This is a genomic window from Gammaproteobacteria bacterium (assembly GCA_036381015.1).
In the GTDB taxonomy this organism is placed as follows: domain Bacteria; phylum Pseudomonadota; class Gammaproteobacteria; order Steroidobacterales; family Rariloculaceae; genus ZC4RG20.
Genome location: DASVDR010000048.1, coordinates 1 through 15,573, shown reverse-complemented (window position 1 = coordinate 15,573; position 15,573 = coordinate 1). Strand labels below are relative to the sequence as shown.

The following is a 15,573-nucleotide window of genomic DNA, read 5'->3' as shown; positions in this document are numbered from 1 at the left end:
ATCAAAGCTCTCACCCGAAGCCGGCACGTTCGTTCGCTCGTGCCGGCAAGGAAGCGGGACATCGACACGCGGCCTACGGGCCCTGTGTCGACGGCGCCGACTCCCCCTCGCCCACGAAGCAAGCGGCTTCGCCCTGCTCCGTGGCCGCTTCGAGCTTTTCCGTCAGCACCTGCGCTTGCTCGGGGTCACGGAATACGCCGCCCCGCTCGCCCGCGGTCGAACGAAGTTGCGCGAACACCTGCGCCTCGGCGAACTCCTCGTAGCTCATCGCGGCGGCGATCCGATCGATCAGGCAGACGCAGGGATAAAGCGTGTCGTAGCTCTGCCCGCCCTGCTCGTTCATGCAGCCGAGCACGAACTCCACTCGGGCCTGGGTGGGAAAGTCATTGGCCAAAGCAAGACTCGGCAGCATCGCAAACAGCGCCCCGCAGAGTGCTTTTGACATAATCATTTTATCAGCTTCCCGGGGCGTAACAGAAGCACAAGCGGCAGGCCGCCCCCCGCGGCGCGCCCCTTTTCGCCGCGGTCCCGCCGGGCGTATCGTCAAAACGACAAAAACGCCCCGATATTGAAATTCGTGCTCTCGTTTTCGACTCCGTTATGCGCCTCGGACTGCACGCGCGTCAGCTCGGCGAGCAGCGTGAGGTTGGCCGTCAGCGAGTGATAGGCTCCGAGGGTGAATTTCTCGTTCCGCTTGACGAGGGCCGACGGCAGCTCGCCCGCGGCGAGATCGAGGTCGCTCCGCCCGTAATTCACGCCGAGCTTGGTGTCGCCCAGCGTGTACGTGAGCTGCGCGAGGAATCCGTCGGAGTCGCGCTCGCCTCCCGCCCCCGTATCCCCGAGCAGAAACAGCGCGGTCGTCCCTATTCCTTCGCCGGTGTAGTACCACAAGAGAAACTCGGCGTCGCCGAAGGTCACCTTTCCGCCCACGTCGAAGCCCAGGCTGTCGAAATCGGCAACATCCGTCGCCCCTTCGTGCTCCTGCCTGATGAACGTCGCGGAGAAATAGAAGGGTTCCCGCGTATAGGAAACCTTTCCTTGGAAACCGGGACTGCCTTCAGGCGTCGGAGCCCCCTCGACGATCGGCTCGAGAGGATCGAATATGCCGATAGTCAGGCTCAGGCCGTTGAAGTCACGGGTCGTGTAGCTGATCTGCCCGATCCAGTCCGCGTAGATGTACCCCAAGCCGATCGAGCCGAGCGCCGTGTTCGCCGGTGCCGCGTTGTTGCCGTTAATGCCGCCGACGCCCGGTATCGTCATGTCGTTGAGAATCGCATCCGCGCCGAAGAGGCCGATATCGCGGCCCAGCTTGAAAGTGCCGATCCTGTCGTTACCGAAGGTCATGAACACTTGCCGGATGTCGAGCGCGGTCGTCCCGAGCGCCGTGTTCAGCAGGTCCGCTCCTTGCTGCAGGTTCGGGCTGCCGTCGTTCGTGCTGATGCCGGGGAAGAGCCCGAAGGTAAAGCTCAGGTCGTAATCGTCCTGCGTCGTCGACGCGCCGATCGCGAGCGCCGCCGGCAACAGGCCGTTGCTGATCGAGGACGTACGCTCCTCGCCGGCGCTGCCCCGGCATGCGAGCCCGCCGTCAACTCCCGGCGTGGTCTCCTCCTCGCAGTCCGCGAGGATGTAATGGACGTTGACGTTACCGCTGACGGTGAGATTCCAATCTCCGGCCGCCACGTCGAACCCGGCGGCCGGCCCGCTGAAACCGATCGCGGTAATCGCCGCGGCAAGTGCACCTTCCGTTGCGCACCGAGACCCTGATCCCTTCTTCCGCTGTACAGGCGCCATTGGCGGCCCCCCTCGTTAAGCGGCGGAACGGCAATCCCCCGGGCACGCGCCCAAGCGGCGCGAAGAACTCGGTACAGCAACGAAAGATGCAAGGCCTATGCCAGTCGGACCGCATCCGCGCAGGGCCGGCGCGGTGCCGTCTACGAGTGTCTCCGGATTCGGAATCACTCGAACATATTGGAAATCGAGAACGAAAAACAAATTTCGCATGACGGGCGGGCCGCGCGAGCCGCGGCACCTGTCCGCGGGGCGGCCCCCGGCGCACTCACCGCGGCGGCGGCTGATAAGTACCCGGCACCGCGCGGAAGCCGATGGCCAGCCGGTTCCAGCCGTTGATCGCAACGATCGCGAGCGTCAGATCCATGAGCTCTCGCTCGGAGAACTGTGCCCGCGCCGCTTCGTACACGTCGTCGGGAGCATGCGTCTCTGCGATCAGCGTCAGCGCCTCGGTCCACGCGAGCGCCGCGCGCTCGCGCTCCGAGTAGAACGGCGTCTCACGCCAGGCATCGAGCGCGTAGAGCCGCTGCTCCGTCTCGCCTTCGGCGCGCGCGTCCTTGGAATGCATGTCGAGGCAGTAGGCGCAGCCGTTGATCTGTGACGCCCGCATCTTGATCAGATGAAGGAGGGAATGCTCCAAGCCGCATTTCCGAAGATAAGCTTCGATATCGGTCATGGTCTTGATCGCGGCGGGCGATGCGCTCTGCAAGTCGAGGCGTGCTTTCATGTCCTGGCTCCATATAAGAAGGTTCACGATTGCGCTGCCGGAGATCCGGCGAGCCTTCAATTCGCAAGACGCGTCTGTTGCCCTTTCCGTGACAGCGCGCCGCGGCGGACGGCCCGGCGCCCGACCGGCGGCGCGTTCGAGCCGGCAGCAGCCTCCGAAACACGAGCCTCGTGCTTCGAACTTCGAGCTCGCCCTCGCCTCTAATTCCCGACGCTTTGTCGCGCGAGCCCACGGGTGTCACAAACGGAGCGGATGATCCGTCTTCGTGGGGGACAAGGAGACGAGAGTGGACGAACGAACCCGGATCTTCGCTGACGAGCGCGCGCGGCTGTTCGGTCTCGCCTATCGTATGCTGAGCAGCAAGGCCGACGCCGAGGACGTCCTGCAGGATGCGTATCTGCGCTGGCGCTCGAGCGACACCGCCGAGGTGAGGTCCCCGCACGCGTGGCTCACCACCGTCGTCACCCGGCTGTCGATCGACCGCTTGCGCCACGCGCGCGTCGAGCGCGAGGCCTACTTCGGCCCGTGGCTTCCGGAGCCGCTTTCCGAAGCCGACGAGCGCTCGCCGGAGGAGGCAGCCGAGCTCGAAAGCGATGTCTCGATTGCGTTCCTCGTGATGCTCGAAGCGTTATCGGAGCAGGAGCGCGCGGCATTCGTGCTGCACGACATCCTCGACGAGGACTACGCCGACATCGCCGAGGTGCTCGGCAAGTCGGAAGCGGCATGCCGGCAAATGGTGCGGCGCGCCCGCGAGCGGATCACCGCGCGGCGCCGGCGCTTCGTCGTCGACGACGAGACGCGCATCCGCATGCTCGAGAGGTTCATCGCCGCCGCGAACAGCGGCAACCGCGAGGCGATCATGAACGTGCTGGCGCCCGATGCGAGGATGATCTCCGACGGCGGAGGCAAGGCCGTGGCCCTGATACGACCGGTGCAAGGCGCCGAGCGCATCTCGTGGCTGTGGTTCGCCGTGGCGCGGCGCCGCGGCGCGCGGAATACCACCCGCCGAATCGTCCGCGTCAACGGAGAGCCCGCCCTCGCGCTGCTGCTGGACGGCCGGTTGCACTCGGTGTCGACGATCGAGACCGACGGCGAGCGCATCCATACCTATTACACGATCGCGAATCCCGACAAGCTGAAGTCTTTCGTCACGCTCTCGGCGCTGTCGTCGCTCGCATGACTTGCGGCGGCGCAGCGAGACCCATCGGACGAGGAGGAGCATCATGTCACCGCTGCCATCGTATCGTTCGGGCGCTCTCGTCGCGGCACTCGCGTCGAGCTTGCTCTTCACCACCGGCGCCGACGCGCAGTCGCCGGGCCGGAGCTCCGAAACCGCGGCGGACCCGGCCGCCCCGTCGACGCAGGCGCCCGAGGCCGCGGTGACGCCGCTGCTCACGAAGCCCTTGGGCGGCATCGACGGTAAGGAGGGCTTGATGTTGACGGTCGAATATGCGCCGGGTGTCTCGTCGCCCCCTCATCGCCACAACGCCAACACTTTCGTCTACGTTCTGGAGGGCTCGGTCGTCATGCAAGTGGCCGGCGGCGAGGAGGTCACGCTCACTGAGGGGCAAACCTTCTACGAGTCGCCGACGGACATTCACACCGTCTCGCGGAATGCGAGCGACACCGCGCCGGCGAAGATATTGGTGTTTCTCGTGAAGGACCGGGGCGCGCCGGTCACGCTGCCCGCGCAGTAGCGCTGCCGCATCGGCCGCCCGGCGCGCCGCGGCCGAACATTGGACAAAGGGTCCCCGCCTTCGCCAAACTCGTTGCCGGCTGCCTCGCCGCGGTCGCTCTCCCGGTGGGCGAAGCAGAACAACAATCGGGGACCATCGATGAGCGATACCGCCATGAGGCAAATGTCGGCGCGCGCCGTGATCCTGGCGATCGTGCTCGCCGTCGTCCTGGCCGCCGCGAACGCGTATCTGGGGCTCTTCGCCGGGCTGACCGTCGCCACCGCGATACCGGCCGCGGTCGTCTCGATGGGCGTGCTCCGGGTGCTCGGCGGCGGCACCATACTCGAGAACAACATCGTGCAGACGGGGGCGTCCGCGGGCTCGTCGATCGCGGCCGGCGTCATCTTCACGATGCCGGCGCTCGTGATCCTCGGGTACTGGGACGACTTCCGCTATTCATGGGTGCTCGCGATCGCAGGGCTCGGCGGTCTGCTCGGAGTCCTGTTCTCCGTGCCGCTCCGGCGCACGATGATCGTCGAGAATCCGTTGCCGTTTCCGGAAGGCAAGGCCGCGGCCGAGGTGCTGAGGGCGGGTGACAATCCCGGGCCGGGGCTGCGCATTCTCGCGCTGGCAGGCGCGATCGGAGCGGTCGTCAAGCTGGGCGCGGCGAGCGGCCTGCGGATGATTCCCGACAGCTGGGCTTTGTCGAGCTACTTTGCCGGTGGCCGCGGCATCGCCTACCTCGGCACGAACCTGTCGCCCGCGCTGCTCGGCGTCGGCTACATCGTCGGCATCAACGTCGGCATCGTCGTGGTGTCGGGCTCGATCCTGTCATGGCACGTCGCGATTCCCCTCTTCAACGCGTTCTTTCTCGACACCGATCCGGCCCTCGCTGCCCAGATCGCCGGGCAAACCGCCACCGACGCGGCGTTCGCGATCTGGAGCGCGAAGATCCGCTATCTCGGCGTCGGCGCAATGCTGATCGGCGGCGTGTGGACGCTGATATCGCTGCGCAAGTCGCTGGTATCCGGCATCAAAAGCGGGCTCGCTGCGGCGCGCAGGGGCGCGGCGCACTCTATCGCGGCGACGGAGCGCGACTTGCCGATGAAGTGGATGCTCGTGGCGCTCGTGCTGTTCGTGCTGCCGCTCGGCGGGCTCTACCAGGCGATCGTCGGACAGTGGACGGTGAGCCTCCCGATGACGGTGATCATGATCCTCGCAGGCTTCCTCTTCGTGTCGGTGTCGGCGTATCTGGCCGGCCTCGTCGGCTCGTCGAACAATCCGGTTTCCGGCATCACGATCGCGACGATACTCTTCGCATCGCTCGTGCTCGTGCTCCTGCTCGGGCGCGACTCGTCGATCGGCGCCGTCGCGGCGATCATGATCGGCGCCGTCGTGTGCTGCGCGGCGGCGGTCGGCGGCGACAACCTCCAGGATCTCAAGGCGGGCTACCTCGTCGGCGCGACGCCGTGGAAGCAACAGCTGATGCTCGGCATCGGTGCGCTCTCCTGCGCGTTCATCATGGCGCCGATGCTGAATCTGCTGGATGCGGCATACGGCATCGGCCCGCCGACGCCGGAGAAGCCGAACTCGCTCGCCGCACCGCAGGCCACGCTGATGGCGTCGGTGGCGAACGGCCTGTTCGGCGGGGAGTTGCCCTGGGTCATGATCGCCATCGGAGTCGGTGTCGGGCTCGCCGTCATCGTGCTCGACGAGGTGCTCAAGGCGCGCGGGGCGAGCTTCCGCGTGCCGGTGCTGGCAGCCGCGATCGGCATCTACCTGCCGCTCGAGCTGATGGTGCCGATCTTCCTCGGCGGGCTGCTGTCCTGGCTCGTCGAGCGCCGGCACGATGTCTCGGGCGACGGCGCGGAGCGCGACCGGATTCATCGGCCGGGCACACTGTTCTCCGCCGGGCTCATCACCGGGGAGGCGCTGATGGGCATCGCGATCGCGGTGCCGATCGTGCTCAGTCAGCGCGGCGACGTCCTCGCCCTACCGGAACCGTGGCGGCTCGGGCAGTGGGTCGGGCTCGCCGTGCTTGCGGCGATCGCGTGGCTGCTCTATCGAACCGGCACGCGTGCCGATGCCGTCAACGACGTGAAGGGCGCGCCGCGCTGAGCCGCGCCCCGAGCGCGTGCCCGTGCCTCGCGTGGATCGCACGGCGTCAGCTCGGGAACGCGGCGTCAGCCGCGCGATCGTACGCGCGCAGATCCTCCTCGCTGAACAGCACGAAGCGGATGTGAGTGACGTTGCGCAGCCGCGGCAGACTCTCGCGCACGGTCTCGAGGGCGATCCGCGTCGCGGGCTCGAGCGGATAGCCGAATGCGCCGGTCGAGATCGCCGGGAACGCGATCGACGCGAGCCCGTGCTGCTCGGCAAGTGCCAAAGCATTGCGATAGCACGACGCGAGCAGCTCGTCGGCCGGCTCGTCACGGCCGTACACGGGGCCGAGGCAATGGATGACGTGGCGGTTCGGCAGCGCGTGTGCGCCGGTGATCACGGCCTCGCCGGGGCGGATCGGCGCGAGCGGCCGGCACTCCTTGTCTAGCCCGGGCCCCGCAGCGCGGTGAATCGCGCCGGCGACGCCGCCGCCGGGGCGCAGCTGCGCATTCGCCGCGTTCACGATCGCCGCCATGTCCGGCTGGGCCGCGATGTTGCCGCGCACCCATTCCACCTTCACGCCTTCGATCGAGCGCTCGCCCATTCTCGATCTCCGTTCGCGGCTCAGACGAAGCCGCGCGCCTCCTTGATCAAATCGTACGCCGCGTTGATCTCGCGCGTCTTCTCCTCCGCCAGTACGCGCATGCTCTCGGGCAGCCCTCTTCCGGCGAGCTTGTCCGGATGGTTCTGGCTCACCAGCCGGCGATAGGCCCGCTTGATCTCGGCGACGCTCGCGCTCGGGGTCAAGCCGAGCGCCGCATAGGCGTCGTCGAGCCGCGCCCGAGGCGGCGGCGCGCCGGGGCCCGCGGACGGTCCGCCGGCGGCGGCCCTGAGCAGCGCCTCGAGCTGCGCGACGTCCCTTTCGGTCATGCCGAGGCCGCGGGCGACGCGCACGAGCATGCGGTGCTCGTCCGGATGCAACGCGCCGTCCGCGGCGACGGCCATCAACTGCACCTGCAGGAACAGTCGGAGCAGGTACGGCCGCCCGCGCGCGGCTGCGCGGACGCCTGCGACCTCGGCGTCGAGGTCGAAGCCCGGAGCCTTGCCCCGGTTGAACGCGGCCTTTGCGGCCTCGCGCTGCTCGGGCGACAGCCGCAGGCGGACGAAAAGGCTCTCCGCCGCCCGGATCTCGTCGCGCGTGACGACCCGGTCCGCCTTGCTGAGGGCGCCCATCACGGCGAACGTGGCGTCGAGAAAGCGGGCCTGGTCGACGGTGAGGCCCTGCTGCAGCGCGTGGCGGGTAACCGAGCTGATCAGCCAGCCGATCACCGCGCCGATCACGAGGCCGCGAAAGCCTCCGACGAGCAGACCGATGACGGCGCAAATCAGGATCGGCGACATGGTGAAATGCAGGCGGGGTAAGCGTCAGGCGAGAAACAAGGCCGTGACATCCTGCCCGGCGCCGCGAGCGGGATCAAGCCGGGGGAGCGAGCTCGACGACGCGGTCGGGCAGGCAGCGGCCGCGAGGGCGGCTGCGCGCCCGCCGCCTCGTCACGCGTTTCGCGACGGGCATGAGCGACGCAGGACGCTTACGTCGGGACGAGCTCCCTGATCGGCCGGATCTCGATGCTCCCGAATCGCGCAGGCGGGATCTCGGCTGCGGATCTGATCGCTTCGTCGAGATCCTCCGCCTGGATCAGATAGAACCCGGCCAGCTGCTCCTTCGTCTCGGCGAACGGACCGTCGGTGATCAATGCCTTGCCGCCGCGGACGCGGACGGTCGTCGCGGTATGGACCGGCTGCAGCGCCTCGCCGGCGATCAGGCGTCCGCTTTGCCGCAAGCCCTCGGCGCAGTCGAGACATTCTCCGACGAGCGAGTGCCATTCGCTCTGCGTCATCGCGTCCGCCTCGGACTCCGCGTAGTAGACGAGGCACAGGTACTTCATGGCTTCCTCCGGAGAGTCATTCGTCGAGCGCCGCGAGCCGCCGCTCGAGGAAGCGCCGCTCGGGCTCGAGGCGCGTGAGCTCAAGGGCACGCCGGTACGCCCGGCGCGCCTCGTCGATTCGCCCGAGCCGGCGGCAGAAATCGGCCCGCGCCGAGTGCGCGAGGTGGTAGTCCTCGAGCGCGCCGCGGGCGAGAAGCTCGTCGACGAGCCGGAGGCCGGCCTCGGGCCCGTCGCGCATCGCAACGGCCACGGCGCGGTTCAGCTCGACGACGGGCGACGGCTCGACGCTCAGCAGCACTTCGTAGAGCCCGACGATCTCCGCCCAGTCGGTCGACGCGGAATCGGGCGCATTCGCATGCACGGCGGCGATCGCCGCCTGGAGCGTGTACGGCCCGAACCGCCGCGACGCGAGCGCGCGTTTCACCAAGGCCAGGCCTTCGTCGATGAGCTGCCGGTCCCACAACGAGCGGTCCTGCTCGTCGAGAAGGATCAGCTCGCCGCTCTCGGTCGTGCGTGCCGTGCGGCGCGATTCCTGGAGCAGCATCAGCGCGAGCAAGCCGACGGCTTCGGGCTCGGGAAGAAGCTCGACCAGCAGGCGGCCGAGCCGAATCGCTTCGGCGGAAAGATCGTGCCGCGTCAGCGACGCGCCGGCGGACGCCGCGTACCCTTCGTTGAATACGAGATAGACGACGCGCAGCACGCTGTCGAGCCGCTCCGGGAGCGACTCGCGCGCCGGCACCTCGTACGGGATGCGCGCCGTACGGATCTTGTTCTTTGCCCGGACGATGCGTTGAGCGAGCGTGGCGGGCGACGTCAGGAACGCGTGTGCGATCTCCTCCGTCGTGAGATCGCAGACCTCGCGCAGCGTCAGCGCGACCTGTGCCTCCGCGGGCAACGCCGGATGGCAGCAGGTAAAGATCAACCGCAGGCGGTCGTCCTCGAGGCCCTCGGTCTCGGGCATCGAGATTTCCTCCGTGCCGCCGTGAAGGCGCTCCGCGATTTCGATCTGGGACGCGTCGAACCGCGCGCGCCGCCGCAGCCCGTCGATCGCCTTGAACCGGCCCGCGGAAACGAGCCATGCGCGGGGATTCTCCGGCACGCCTTCGCGCGGCCACTGCTCGATCGCGGCCCGAAACGCGTCGTGCAAAGCCTCCTCGGCGAGATCGAAATCGCCGAGCACGCGGATCAGCGTCGCGAGCACGCGCCGCGACTCGGACCGGTAGACCTCCTCCACGACCCGACGTGCCGCTTCGCCTTCCCGCATGCTCATGCCCCTGGTCGAACGAGACCCGCGGAAATCGACAACGCTCCGCCGCGCACGGCGCGAACGCCGGCCGTCACGGCTCGATCCGTGCGCGGATCGCATCGCGCTCGCCGTCGGACAGCGCGAACTCGAAGATCTCGAGGTCCTCCCGCATGTGCCGCTCGCTCGTCGTTCCGGTGAGCGGGACCACGCCCTCCTGCGTCAGGAAACGAAACAGAACCTGAGCCGGAGTGCGCCGATGCCGGACCGCGGCGCTCCGGATCTCCGGAGCCGCGAGGAGGTCCGGGTTCGCCGTCAGCGTCCAGAAGCTCTGGTAGACGATGCCGTGCGCGTTGCAGAACCGGCGGATCGCGCCGTCGTAACGCGTGGCGGCGTAGAAGCGGTTCTGCACGATCGCGGGCTTCACTCGCGCCGCGCGATGGAGGCGTGTCAGATACTCGACGGCGTAGCAATTGCTGATGCCGATCTGGCGGGCGCCGCCCGCGTCGACGATCCGCTCCATCGCGTCCCAGACCTCCGCGAGCTCGCGTGGGTCGGCGATGGGCGAGTGAAGGATCAAGCCGTCGACGACGCTCGTGCCGAGGTTGCGCAACGACGACTCGAAGGACTGCCGCACCTGCTCCGCGGCCGGCGCGGCAGGATCGTACGGAATGCGTGCGGGGTCGTGGCCCGGCAGCGGGGTGAACTTCGTCTGCACGTAGAGCTCGTCCCGGGCGAGGCCCGCGGCGAAGGCGGCCGCGAGAGCGCGCCCGACGGCCGCCTCGTCGTAGTGCTTCGGCTGGCCGGCGGTATCGACGCCGCGGAAGCCGAGCGCGAGCGCCTGCTCGACGAGCTGCTGCGTCCGCTCCTTCTTCCAAGCGGTGCCGTAGAGGATTCGCGGGCTGCGCACGCCCGCCGCGGACGTGACGAAACGCGTGTCATCCATCGGCGCGTCCGCCGTCGGCGCCGCGGAGATCGGCCTGGACCTCGGCCAGGATCTCGTACGATCGCAAGCGCGCGGTGTGATCGTAGATCGCGGCCGCAACGATGACCTCGTCCGCGCCGGTCTCGTCGATGAATCGGCGCAACCCGTCGCGCACGGTCGCGCGGGAACCGACGAAGGAGCACGCGAGCATCCGCGAGGCCTGCGCCCTCTCGAGCGGCGTCCAGTAGGCCTCGATGTCGTCGATCGGCGGAGGGAGCTGCCCGCGAGTGCCGCGGAGCAGGTTCGCGAAGCTCTGCTGCGCCGACGTGAAAAGCTTGCGCGCGGCCGCGTCCGTCTCGGCCGCGATCACGTTCGCCCCGACCATCACGTACGGGCGGTCGAGCCGAGCGGAAGGCGTGAAGCGCGCACGATAGAGCGCCAGCGCCTCCATCAGCGCGTCGGGAGCGAAATGCGACGCGAATGCATACGGCAGCCCGAGCGCCGCCGCGAGCTGCGCGCCGAAAAGGCTCGACCCGAGGATCCAGATCGGCACGTCGAGCCCGGCGCCCGGCACGGCCTGCACCGCCTGCCCCGGCTGCGGCTTGTCGAAGAGCCTCATCAGCTCGACGACGTCCTCGGGAAACGTGTCGGCGCTCGACGGGTCGCGGCGCAGCGCCCGCACGGTTCGCTGATCCGTCCCCGGCGCCCGGCCGAGGCCGAGATCGATGCGCCCGGGGTAGAGCGACTCGAGCGTGCCGAACTGCTCGGCGATCACGAGCGGCGCGTGATTCGGCAACATGATCCCGCCGGCGCCGACGCGGATCGACTCGGTGCCGCCCGCGACGTATCCGATCACGACGGCGGTGGCCGCGCTCGCGATGCCGACCATGTTGTGATGCTCCGCGAGCCAGAAGCGGCGATACCCCCACCGCTCGACATGGCGCGCGAGATCGAGCGTGTTGCGCAACGCATCGGCGGGCGTCGCACCCGCCGGCACGAATGCGAGGTCGAGCACCGAGAGGTCCGCCATTCCGTTGCTCGCCCGAAGCTTCACCTTCGCCGCCGTACGGGTCGACTCACCGCGGCCGCGAACGGCCGCGACGGGAGCGCGGCCGGATGCGGCGGAGAGCGCCTACGGCTCCGGACCGGCGGCGGCCGGATCGCGGATGCGCTCGTTGAAGATCTGCTCGTCGATCGGCGCGAAGATGACCTCCAAGAGCTCGCCGTTCGGCGATCCTTTCGGCTGAAGCCGGTATGTCTGCGGATCGCTCGTCCACGGCTCGCTGTACGAGTCCGGATCGTGCACAGTGATGGTCAGCTCGAGGGCGTCCTCGTCCACGCGGCGCCACCGCTCCTCGATCCGAGCATTGTCGCTGAACGGCGTGCCCCACTCGTCGAGCCACGCCCTGCCGTCGAGGCCGACCGTCTGCACGACCAGAGTATCGCCCTCCCACTTCCCGACCGAGTAGCCGTACCAATAAGGCCCCGCGGCCACGTCCTCCGGCACTTCGCGGCCGTCGGTCCAGATGACCCGCCACACCTTCGCCCACTCGAAAAGCTGCACGATCTTCTGCGGCGTCTGAATGAACTCGAACGGGCGGTTGTAGACGAGCGTTCGATAGAGCCCCGGCGGATTCGCACCGCCGATCGGATCGTTGCCGAGTGCCGGCGGACCTTGCCGCGGCCCCTTGCCCGGCTTGTTCGAATCGAAGCGCTCCTGCCCAGCCGGCGAGAACGGCAGCTCATCGGCGCTCCACTGGGTCACGGGGTTGCCGCGGCTGTCCGAGCGGTGGAGCCAGACGCCGCTCAGATCCCCGTCGGCAGAAGCCGGAATCGGGAGGAGCATGGCGAGGCCGGCGGCGGCGACGAGCGGGCTGATGCATCTCGGCATCGGTGATTCCTCCGGAGGCAGGCCTGGGACGTGCTACTCGGCCGCGTCCTCGAGCGTGGGCGCTTTCTCGCCGTTGATCAGGACCTCGCAGCCGAAGAGACACTCCCCGACCGGCGCGCCGGTTCTCGACGGATGCACCTTGAACACGACCTCGTCGCCCGGTTCGAAGGTGTCGCGCCTCCATCCGTTGCGGCGCACCATCAGTCCGGGGCTCGCGAGCTCGATCGCATAGCTCACGACCTTGCCGGACTCGTCGGTGACGTCGAGGAAGAGCGAGCAGTGGGGATTGCGCCAGCGGAACTCGGTCACCACTCCGCTGACCGTGATCCATCGGTCCTGAACATAGGACGCGGCCGTGCCGTGATGCGCGAAAGCCGGCGCCGCAGCGAGGACGGCGAGTGCGAGCCCTCCAGGCAGGGCGCGGCGGATGATGTGCGACATGGGTGCGAAACCGGAAGCAGGAACGACTTCGTCAAGCTAGCCCGCCGCGATTGACGTGTCAATTCCGCCTGCCGTTAAATGCCTGACTTCGATCGGCGTTTTCCGGGGGGCTGCATGATCTTCCACGCGATACGAGCGATCCGACGCCCGTGCCTCGTCCTGCCCGCGTTGCTCGCCGTCATGGCGCCGGCCGGAGCGCAGCAGGCGGATGTAGGGATCGCAGCGGTTCCGCTCGGCGACGGGCCGTACGTCTTCGATACGGCCGAGCAGCATGAGATTCGTGTCGACGTCGTCGTTCGCGGGCTCGCACACCCGTTCGCTCTCGCATTCCTGCCGAACGGCGATGCGCTCGTCTCGGAGCGCGGCCGGGCGCTGCGACTCGTCAAGAATGCGACGGAGGCCCGCGGCGAGGCGGTGCTCGAGCCCGCGCCGATCGCGGGCGCGCCCGAGCCTTCCGACGTGCGCGGCGCCGGCCTGCAAGACGTGGCCGTGCATCCCGACTTCGCAGCCAATCGGCTCGTCTACTTCACGTACAACCGGCCGGGGCCTGCCGGCGCGAGCGGCGGCCCGCCGGCGAGACCGGCGACGGCGATCGTGCTTGCCCGCGCGCGATTCGACGGCGAGCGGCTCGGCGAGGTCGAGGAGATCTTCGTCGGCGGCTACCACGAAGGCGGCGGCGGCTCGCGCATCGCGTTCGGGCCGAACGACACCGTCTTCGTCACGACCGGTGCACCGTTCGACGACGCTGCGCAGCGGCTCGACAACGTGTACGGGAAGGTGCTGAGGCTGCGCTCCGACGGCGGCATTCCGGAGGACAACCCGTTCGTCGGCCGCGACGGCGCGCGGCCCGAAATCTACTCCTACGGTCACCGCGACCAGCTCGGTCTGACCGTGCACGAGTCGGGGGCGGTGTTCGCCGCCGAGCACGGGCCGAACGGCGGCGACGAGGTGAATCGGATCCTGCCCGGAAGAAACTACGGGTGGCCGAGCTACAGCTTCGGCCGCAATTACGACGGCCCGCGAATCTCGGCGCTGCCGGTCGTCGACGGCATCGAGCAGCCGACGCTCCTTTGGATTCCGTCAGTCGCGCCGACGGGCCTCGCGTTCTACACCGGCGACCGCTTTCCCGCGTGGAAAGGCAATCTCTTCGTCGGCAGCGCCCGGCGCGGAGAGATCCCGCGCACCGGCGGCCTCGAGCGCGTCGTGCTCAACGAGCGCTTCGAGGAGCTGCGCCGCGAATCGCTGCTCACGCCGCTTCATCAGCGGATTCGCGACGTGCGCCAGGGACCGGACGGGCTGCTTTACGTGATCACCGACGAGGACGACGGCGCGCTGCTCAGGATCTCGCCGAGCGATTAGGTTAGCGGCCTGGATCCGTAGCCCGCTCAGCCGCCGGCCCTGCGCAGCGTCAGATTGATGCGGCGCGCGCCGGCGAACGGGTGACGCGACTCCTCGAGCGGCGCGACGCCGTGATACCGCAGCCGGGCGGGCCCGCCCCACACGACGACGTCGCCGTGCGCGAGCGGCACGCGCACAGGCCGGTCTTTGCGCTTCGAGCCTCCGAACAGGAAGGTTGCGGGGACGCCGAGCGACACGGACACTATCGGGTGCGCGAAGTCCTGCTCGTCCTTGTCCTGGTGCAGCGAGAGCTTCGTGCCCGGCTCGTAACGGTTGATCAGGCACGCGTCCGGCTCGAAGCCGGCGAACCCGGCGCGGGCTGCAGCGTCCGCGCCGAGGCGCGAGATCACGGGCGGCATCGGCGGCCAGCGTGCGCCCGTTTGCGGATCACGTGCGTCGTATCGGTAGCCGCTGGGATCGGAAACCCAGCCGAGGTCGCCGCAATTGGTCATCGCGACGGACATCCGATACCCCCCGGGCGTCGTCATATGCCGAAACGGCGCGGCCTCCTCGACACGTGCAATCGCCGCGCCGAGCGCGGCCGCGAGCGGCACCGCGAAGCCGCGGAGCACCACGGCGCCGGGAGACAAGGTTTCCACCTCGCCCGCGAGCATCGACGAAACCATGTCGGCGAATTCCGGCGAGTTCATGTTTGGCACCGAATGCATCGGAATACACGTGCGGCACTGAGCGCGGCACCGAATGCACGGAATGCCTGTCCGGCATCGAACGCAACAGTATAGAGGAGAGGGTCATGGCGAAACGGTCGGCAGACGGCCAACGGGCCCGACGTGCGAAGCGGGCGGCCGCATGCGTCGGTGCGCTTGCGCTCGCGGCGAGCGCGGCCGCGCAGCAGGAGCCGCCGGACGACGACCGCGAGCTCGAGCGAATCCAGACGGAGCTCGAGGAGGCGGCCGAGAGCCTCGAGGCCGCCGCACGCGAGCTCGCGCGGATCTCGGCCGAAGCGATGGAGCCGATCGTCGAAGGCATGAGGCGGCAATTGCGCGAGCTCGAGAGGCGGCAGAGCGCCGAACCGTGGGCCTCGCTCGAGCTCGCGCCGCTGAGCCCCGAGCTCGGCCGATACTTCGGCACGGACGAAGGCGTGCTCGTCGTCCGGGCGGACGACGACGTGCTGGGGCTGCGCGATGGCGACGTGATTCTCGACATCGGCGGCCGCACGCCGACCTCCCCGGAGCACGCGAAGAAGATTCTCGCGAGCTACGCGCCCGGCGAGACGCTGCGCCTGACGATCATGCGCGACCGGCAGCGGCAGATGCTCGAGTCGCGCCTCCCGCCGGAGCCGGCAGGGGAAGACGGGCCGGAGGATCGAGAACGGCTCGGCCGCCCGTGACGGGATCGACCGAACGCGCTCGCCGGACCGCTCCGTCGCCTTCGCTCGGGTCTTTCTATATTTCTAGAGAATCGGTGGCGGGGCGGC

At 68.7% G+C, this 15,573-nt stretch carries 17 protein-coding genes; 5 read left to right on the top strand and 12 right to left on the bottom strand.

The window, feature by feature from the left end:
* Positions 1–73: 73 nt before the first annotated feature.
* The 3 genes from VF329_15620 to VF329_15610 all read right to left on the bottom strand — a co-directional run bounded on the left by VF329_15620 (position 74) and on the right by VF329_15610 (position 2,515).
* Positions 74–394, bottom strand: a complete 321-nt coding sequence (locus VF329_15620; protein ID HEX7082437.1) for a hypothetical protein — start codon at positions 392–394, stop codon at positions 74–76.
* Between the two features lie 149 nt (positions 395–543).
* Entirely contained in the window at positions 544–1,791 is a 1,248-nt protein-coding gene (locus VF329_15615; GenBank protein ID HEX7082436.1) for a porin, read from the bottom strand.
* Positions 1,792–2,056: 265 nt separating this feature from the next.
* Positions 2,057–2,515 (bottom strand): carboxymuconolactone decarboxylase family protein, encoded by a 459-nt coding sequence (locus VF329_15610; protein ID HEX7082435.1) that lies wholly within the window; start codon positions 2,513–2,515, stop codon positions 2,057–2,059.
* 286 nt (positions 2,516–2,801) lie between these two features.
* On the opposite strand from VF329_15610, the gene sigJ reads away from it, so the two are divergent.
* The 3 genes from sigJ to VF329_15595 all read left to right on the top strand — a co-directional run bounded on the left by sigJ (position 2,802) and on the right by VF329_15595 (position 6,309).
* Positions 2,802–3,695, top strand: coding sequence for an RNA polymerase sigma factor SigJ (gene sigJ, locus VF329_15605; protein ID HEX7082434.1), 894 nt, complete (start codon positions 2,802–2,804; stop codon positions 3,693–3,695).
* A 43-nt stretch (positions 3,696–3,738) separates the two neighbouring features.
* Positions 3,739–4,212, top strand: coding sequence for a cupin domain-containing protein (locus tag VF329_15600; protein HEX7082433.1), 474 nt, complete (start codon positions 3,739–3,741; stop codon positions 4,210–4,212).
* 138 nt (positions 4,213–4,350) lie between these two features.
* The gene (locus VF329_15595) at positions 4,351–6,309 is read left to right on the top strand and encodes an oligopeptide transporter, OPT family (protein HEX7082432.1); all 1,959 of its coding nucleotides are present in this window, start codon (positions 4,351–4,353) and stop codon (positions 6,307–6,309) included.
* Between the two features lie 46 nt (positions 6,310–6,355).
* On the opposite strand, the gene VF329_15590 is transcribed toward VF329_15595, so the two are convergent.
* The 8 genes from VF329_15590 to VF329_15555 form a co-directional block, all read right to left on the bottom strand.
* Positions 6,356–6,895 (bottom strand): macro domain-containing protein, encoded by a 540-nt coding sequence (locus VF329_15590; protein HEX7082431.1) that lies wholly within the window; start codon positions 6,893–6,895, stop codon positions 6,356–6,358.
* Between the two features lie 20 nt (positions 6,896–6,915).
* Positions 6,916–7,692, bottom strand: a complete 777-nt coding sequence (gene djlA / locus VF329_15585; protein HEX7082430.1) for a co-chaperone DjlA — start codon at positions 7,690–7,692, stop codon at positions 6,916–6,918.
* Between the two features lie 188 nt (positions 7,693–7,880).
* The gene (locus VF329_15580; protein HEX7082429.1) at positions 7,881–8,237 is read right to left on the bottom strand and encodes a YciI family protein; all 357 of its coding nucleotides are present in this window, start codon (positions 8,235–8,237) and stop codon (positions 7,881–7,883) included.
* Positions 8,238–8,253: 16 nt separating this feature from the next.
* The gene (locus VF329_15575; GenBank protein HEX7082428.1) at positions 8,254–9,501 is read right to left on the bottom strand and encodes an RNA polymerase sigma factor; all 1,248 of its coding nucleotides are present in this window, start codon (positions 9,499–9,501) and stop codon (positions 8,254–8,256) included.
* Positions 9,502–9,574: 73 nt separating this feature from the next.
* The gene (locus VF329_15570) at positions 9,575–10,426 is read right to left on the bottom strand and encodes an aldo/keto reductase (GenBank protein ID HEX7082427.1); all 852 of its coding nucleotides are present in this window, start codon (positions 10,424–10,426) and stop codon (positions 9,575–9,577) included.
* On the bottom strand, positions 10,419–11,435 hold the full coding sequence (locus tag VF329_15565) for an LLM class flavin-dependent oxidoreductase (protein ID HEX7082426.1): 1,017 nt from the start codon (positions 11,433–11,435) through the stop codon (positions 10,419–10,421). The genes VF329_15570 and VF329_15565 overlap by 8 nt, the downstream gene beginning before the upstream one ends.
* A gap of 102 nt (positions 11,436–11,537) precedes the next feature.
* On the bottom strand, positions 11,538–12,296 hold the full coding sequence (locus VF329_15560) for a hypothetical protein (protein HEX7082425.1): 759 nt from the start codon (positions 12,294–12,296) through the stop codon (positions 11,538–11,540).
* A gap of 33 nt (positions 12,297–12,329) precedes the next feature.
* Positions 12,330–12,737, bottom strand: a complete 408-nt coding sequence (locus VF329_15555; GenBank protein HEX7082424.1) for a DUF6152 family protein — start codon at positions 12,735–12,737, stop codon at positions 12,330–12,332.
* A 114-nt stretch (positions 12,738–12,851) separates the two neighbouring features.
* On the opposite strand from VF329_15555, the gene VF329_15550 reads away from it, so the two are divergent.
* On the top strand, positions 12,852–14,096 hold the full coding sequence (locus VF329_15550; GenBank protein HEX7082423.1) for a PQQ-dependent sugar dehydrogenase: 1,245 nt from the start codon (positions 12,852–12,854) through the stop codon (positions 14,094–14,096).
* Between the two features lie 26 nt (positions 14,097–14,122).
* Here the strand turns inward: VF329_15550 and alkB are convergent, their stop codons facing one another.
* Entirely contained in the window at positions 14,123–14,785 is a 663-nt protein-coding gene (gene alkB / locus VF329_15545) for a DNA oxidative demethylase AlkB (protein ID HEX7082422.1), read from the bottom strand.
* A gap of 104 nt (positions 14,786–14,889) precedes the next feature.
* Here alkB and VF329_15540 point away from each other — a divergent pair, with 104 nt between their 5' ends.
* The gene (locus VF329_15540) at positions 14,890–15,486 is read left to right on the top strand and encodes a PDZ domain-containing protein (GenBank protein ID HEX7082421.1); all 597 of its coding nucleotides are present in this window, start codon (positions 14,890–14,892) and stop codon (positions 15,484–15,486) included.
* The last annotated feature ends 87 nt before the right edge of the window (positions 15,487–15,573 follow it).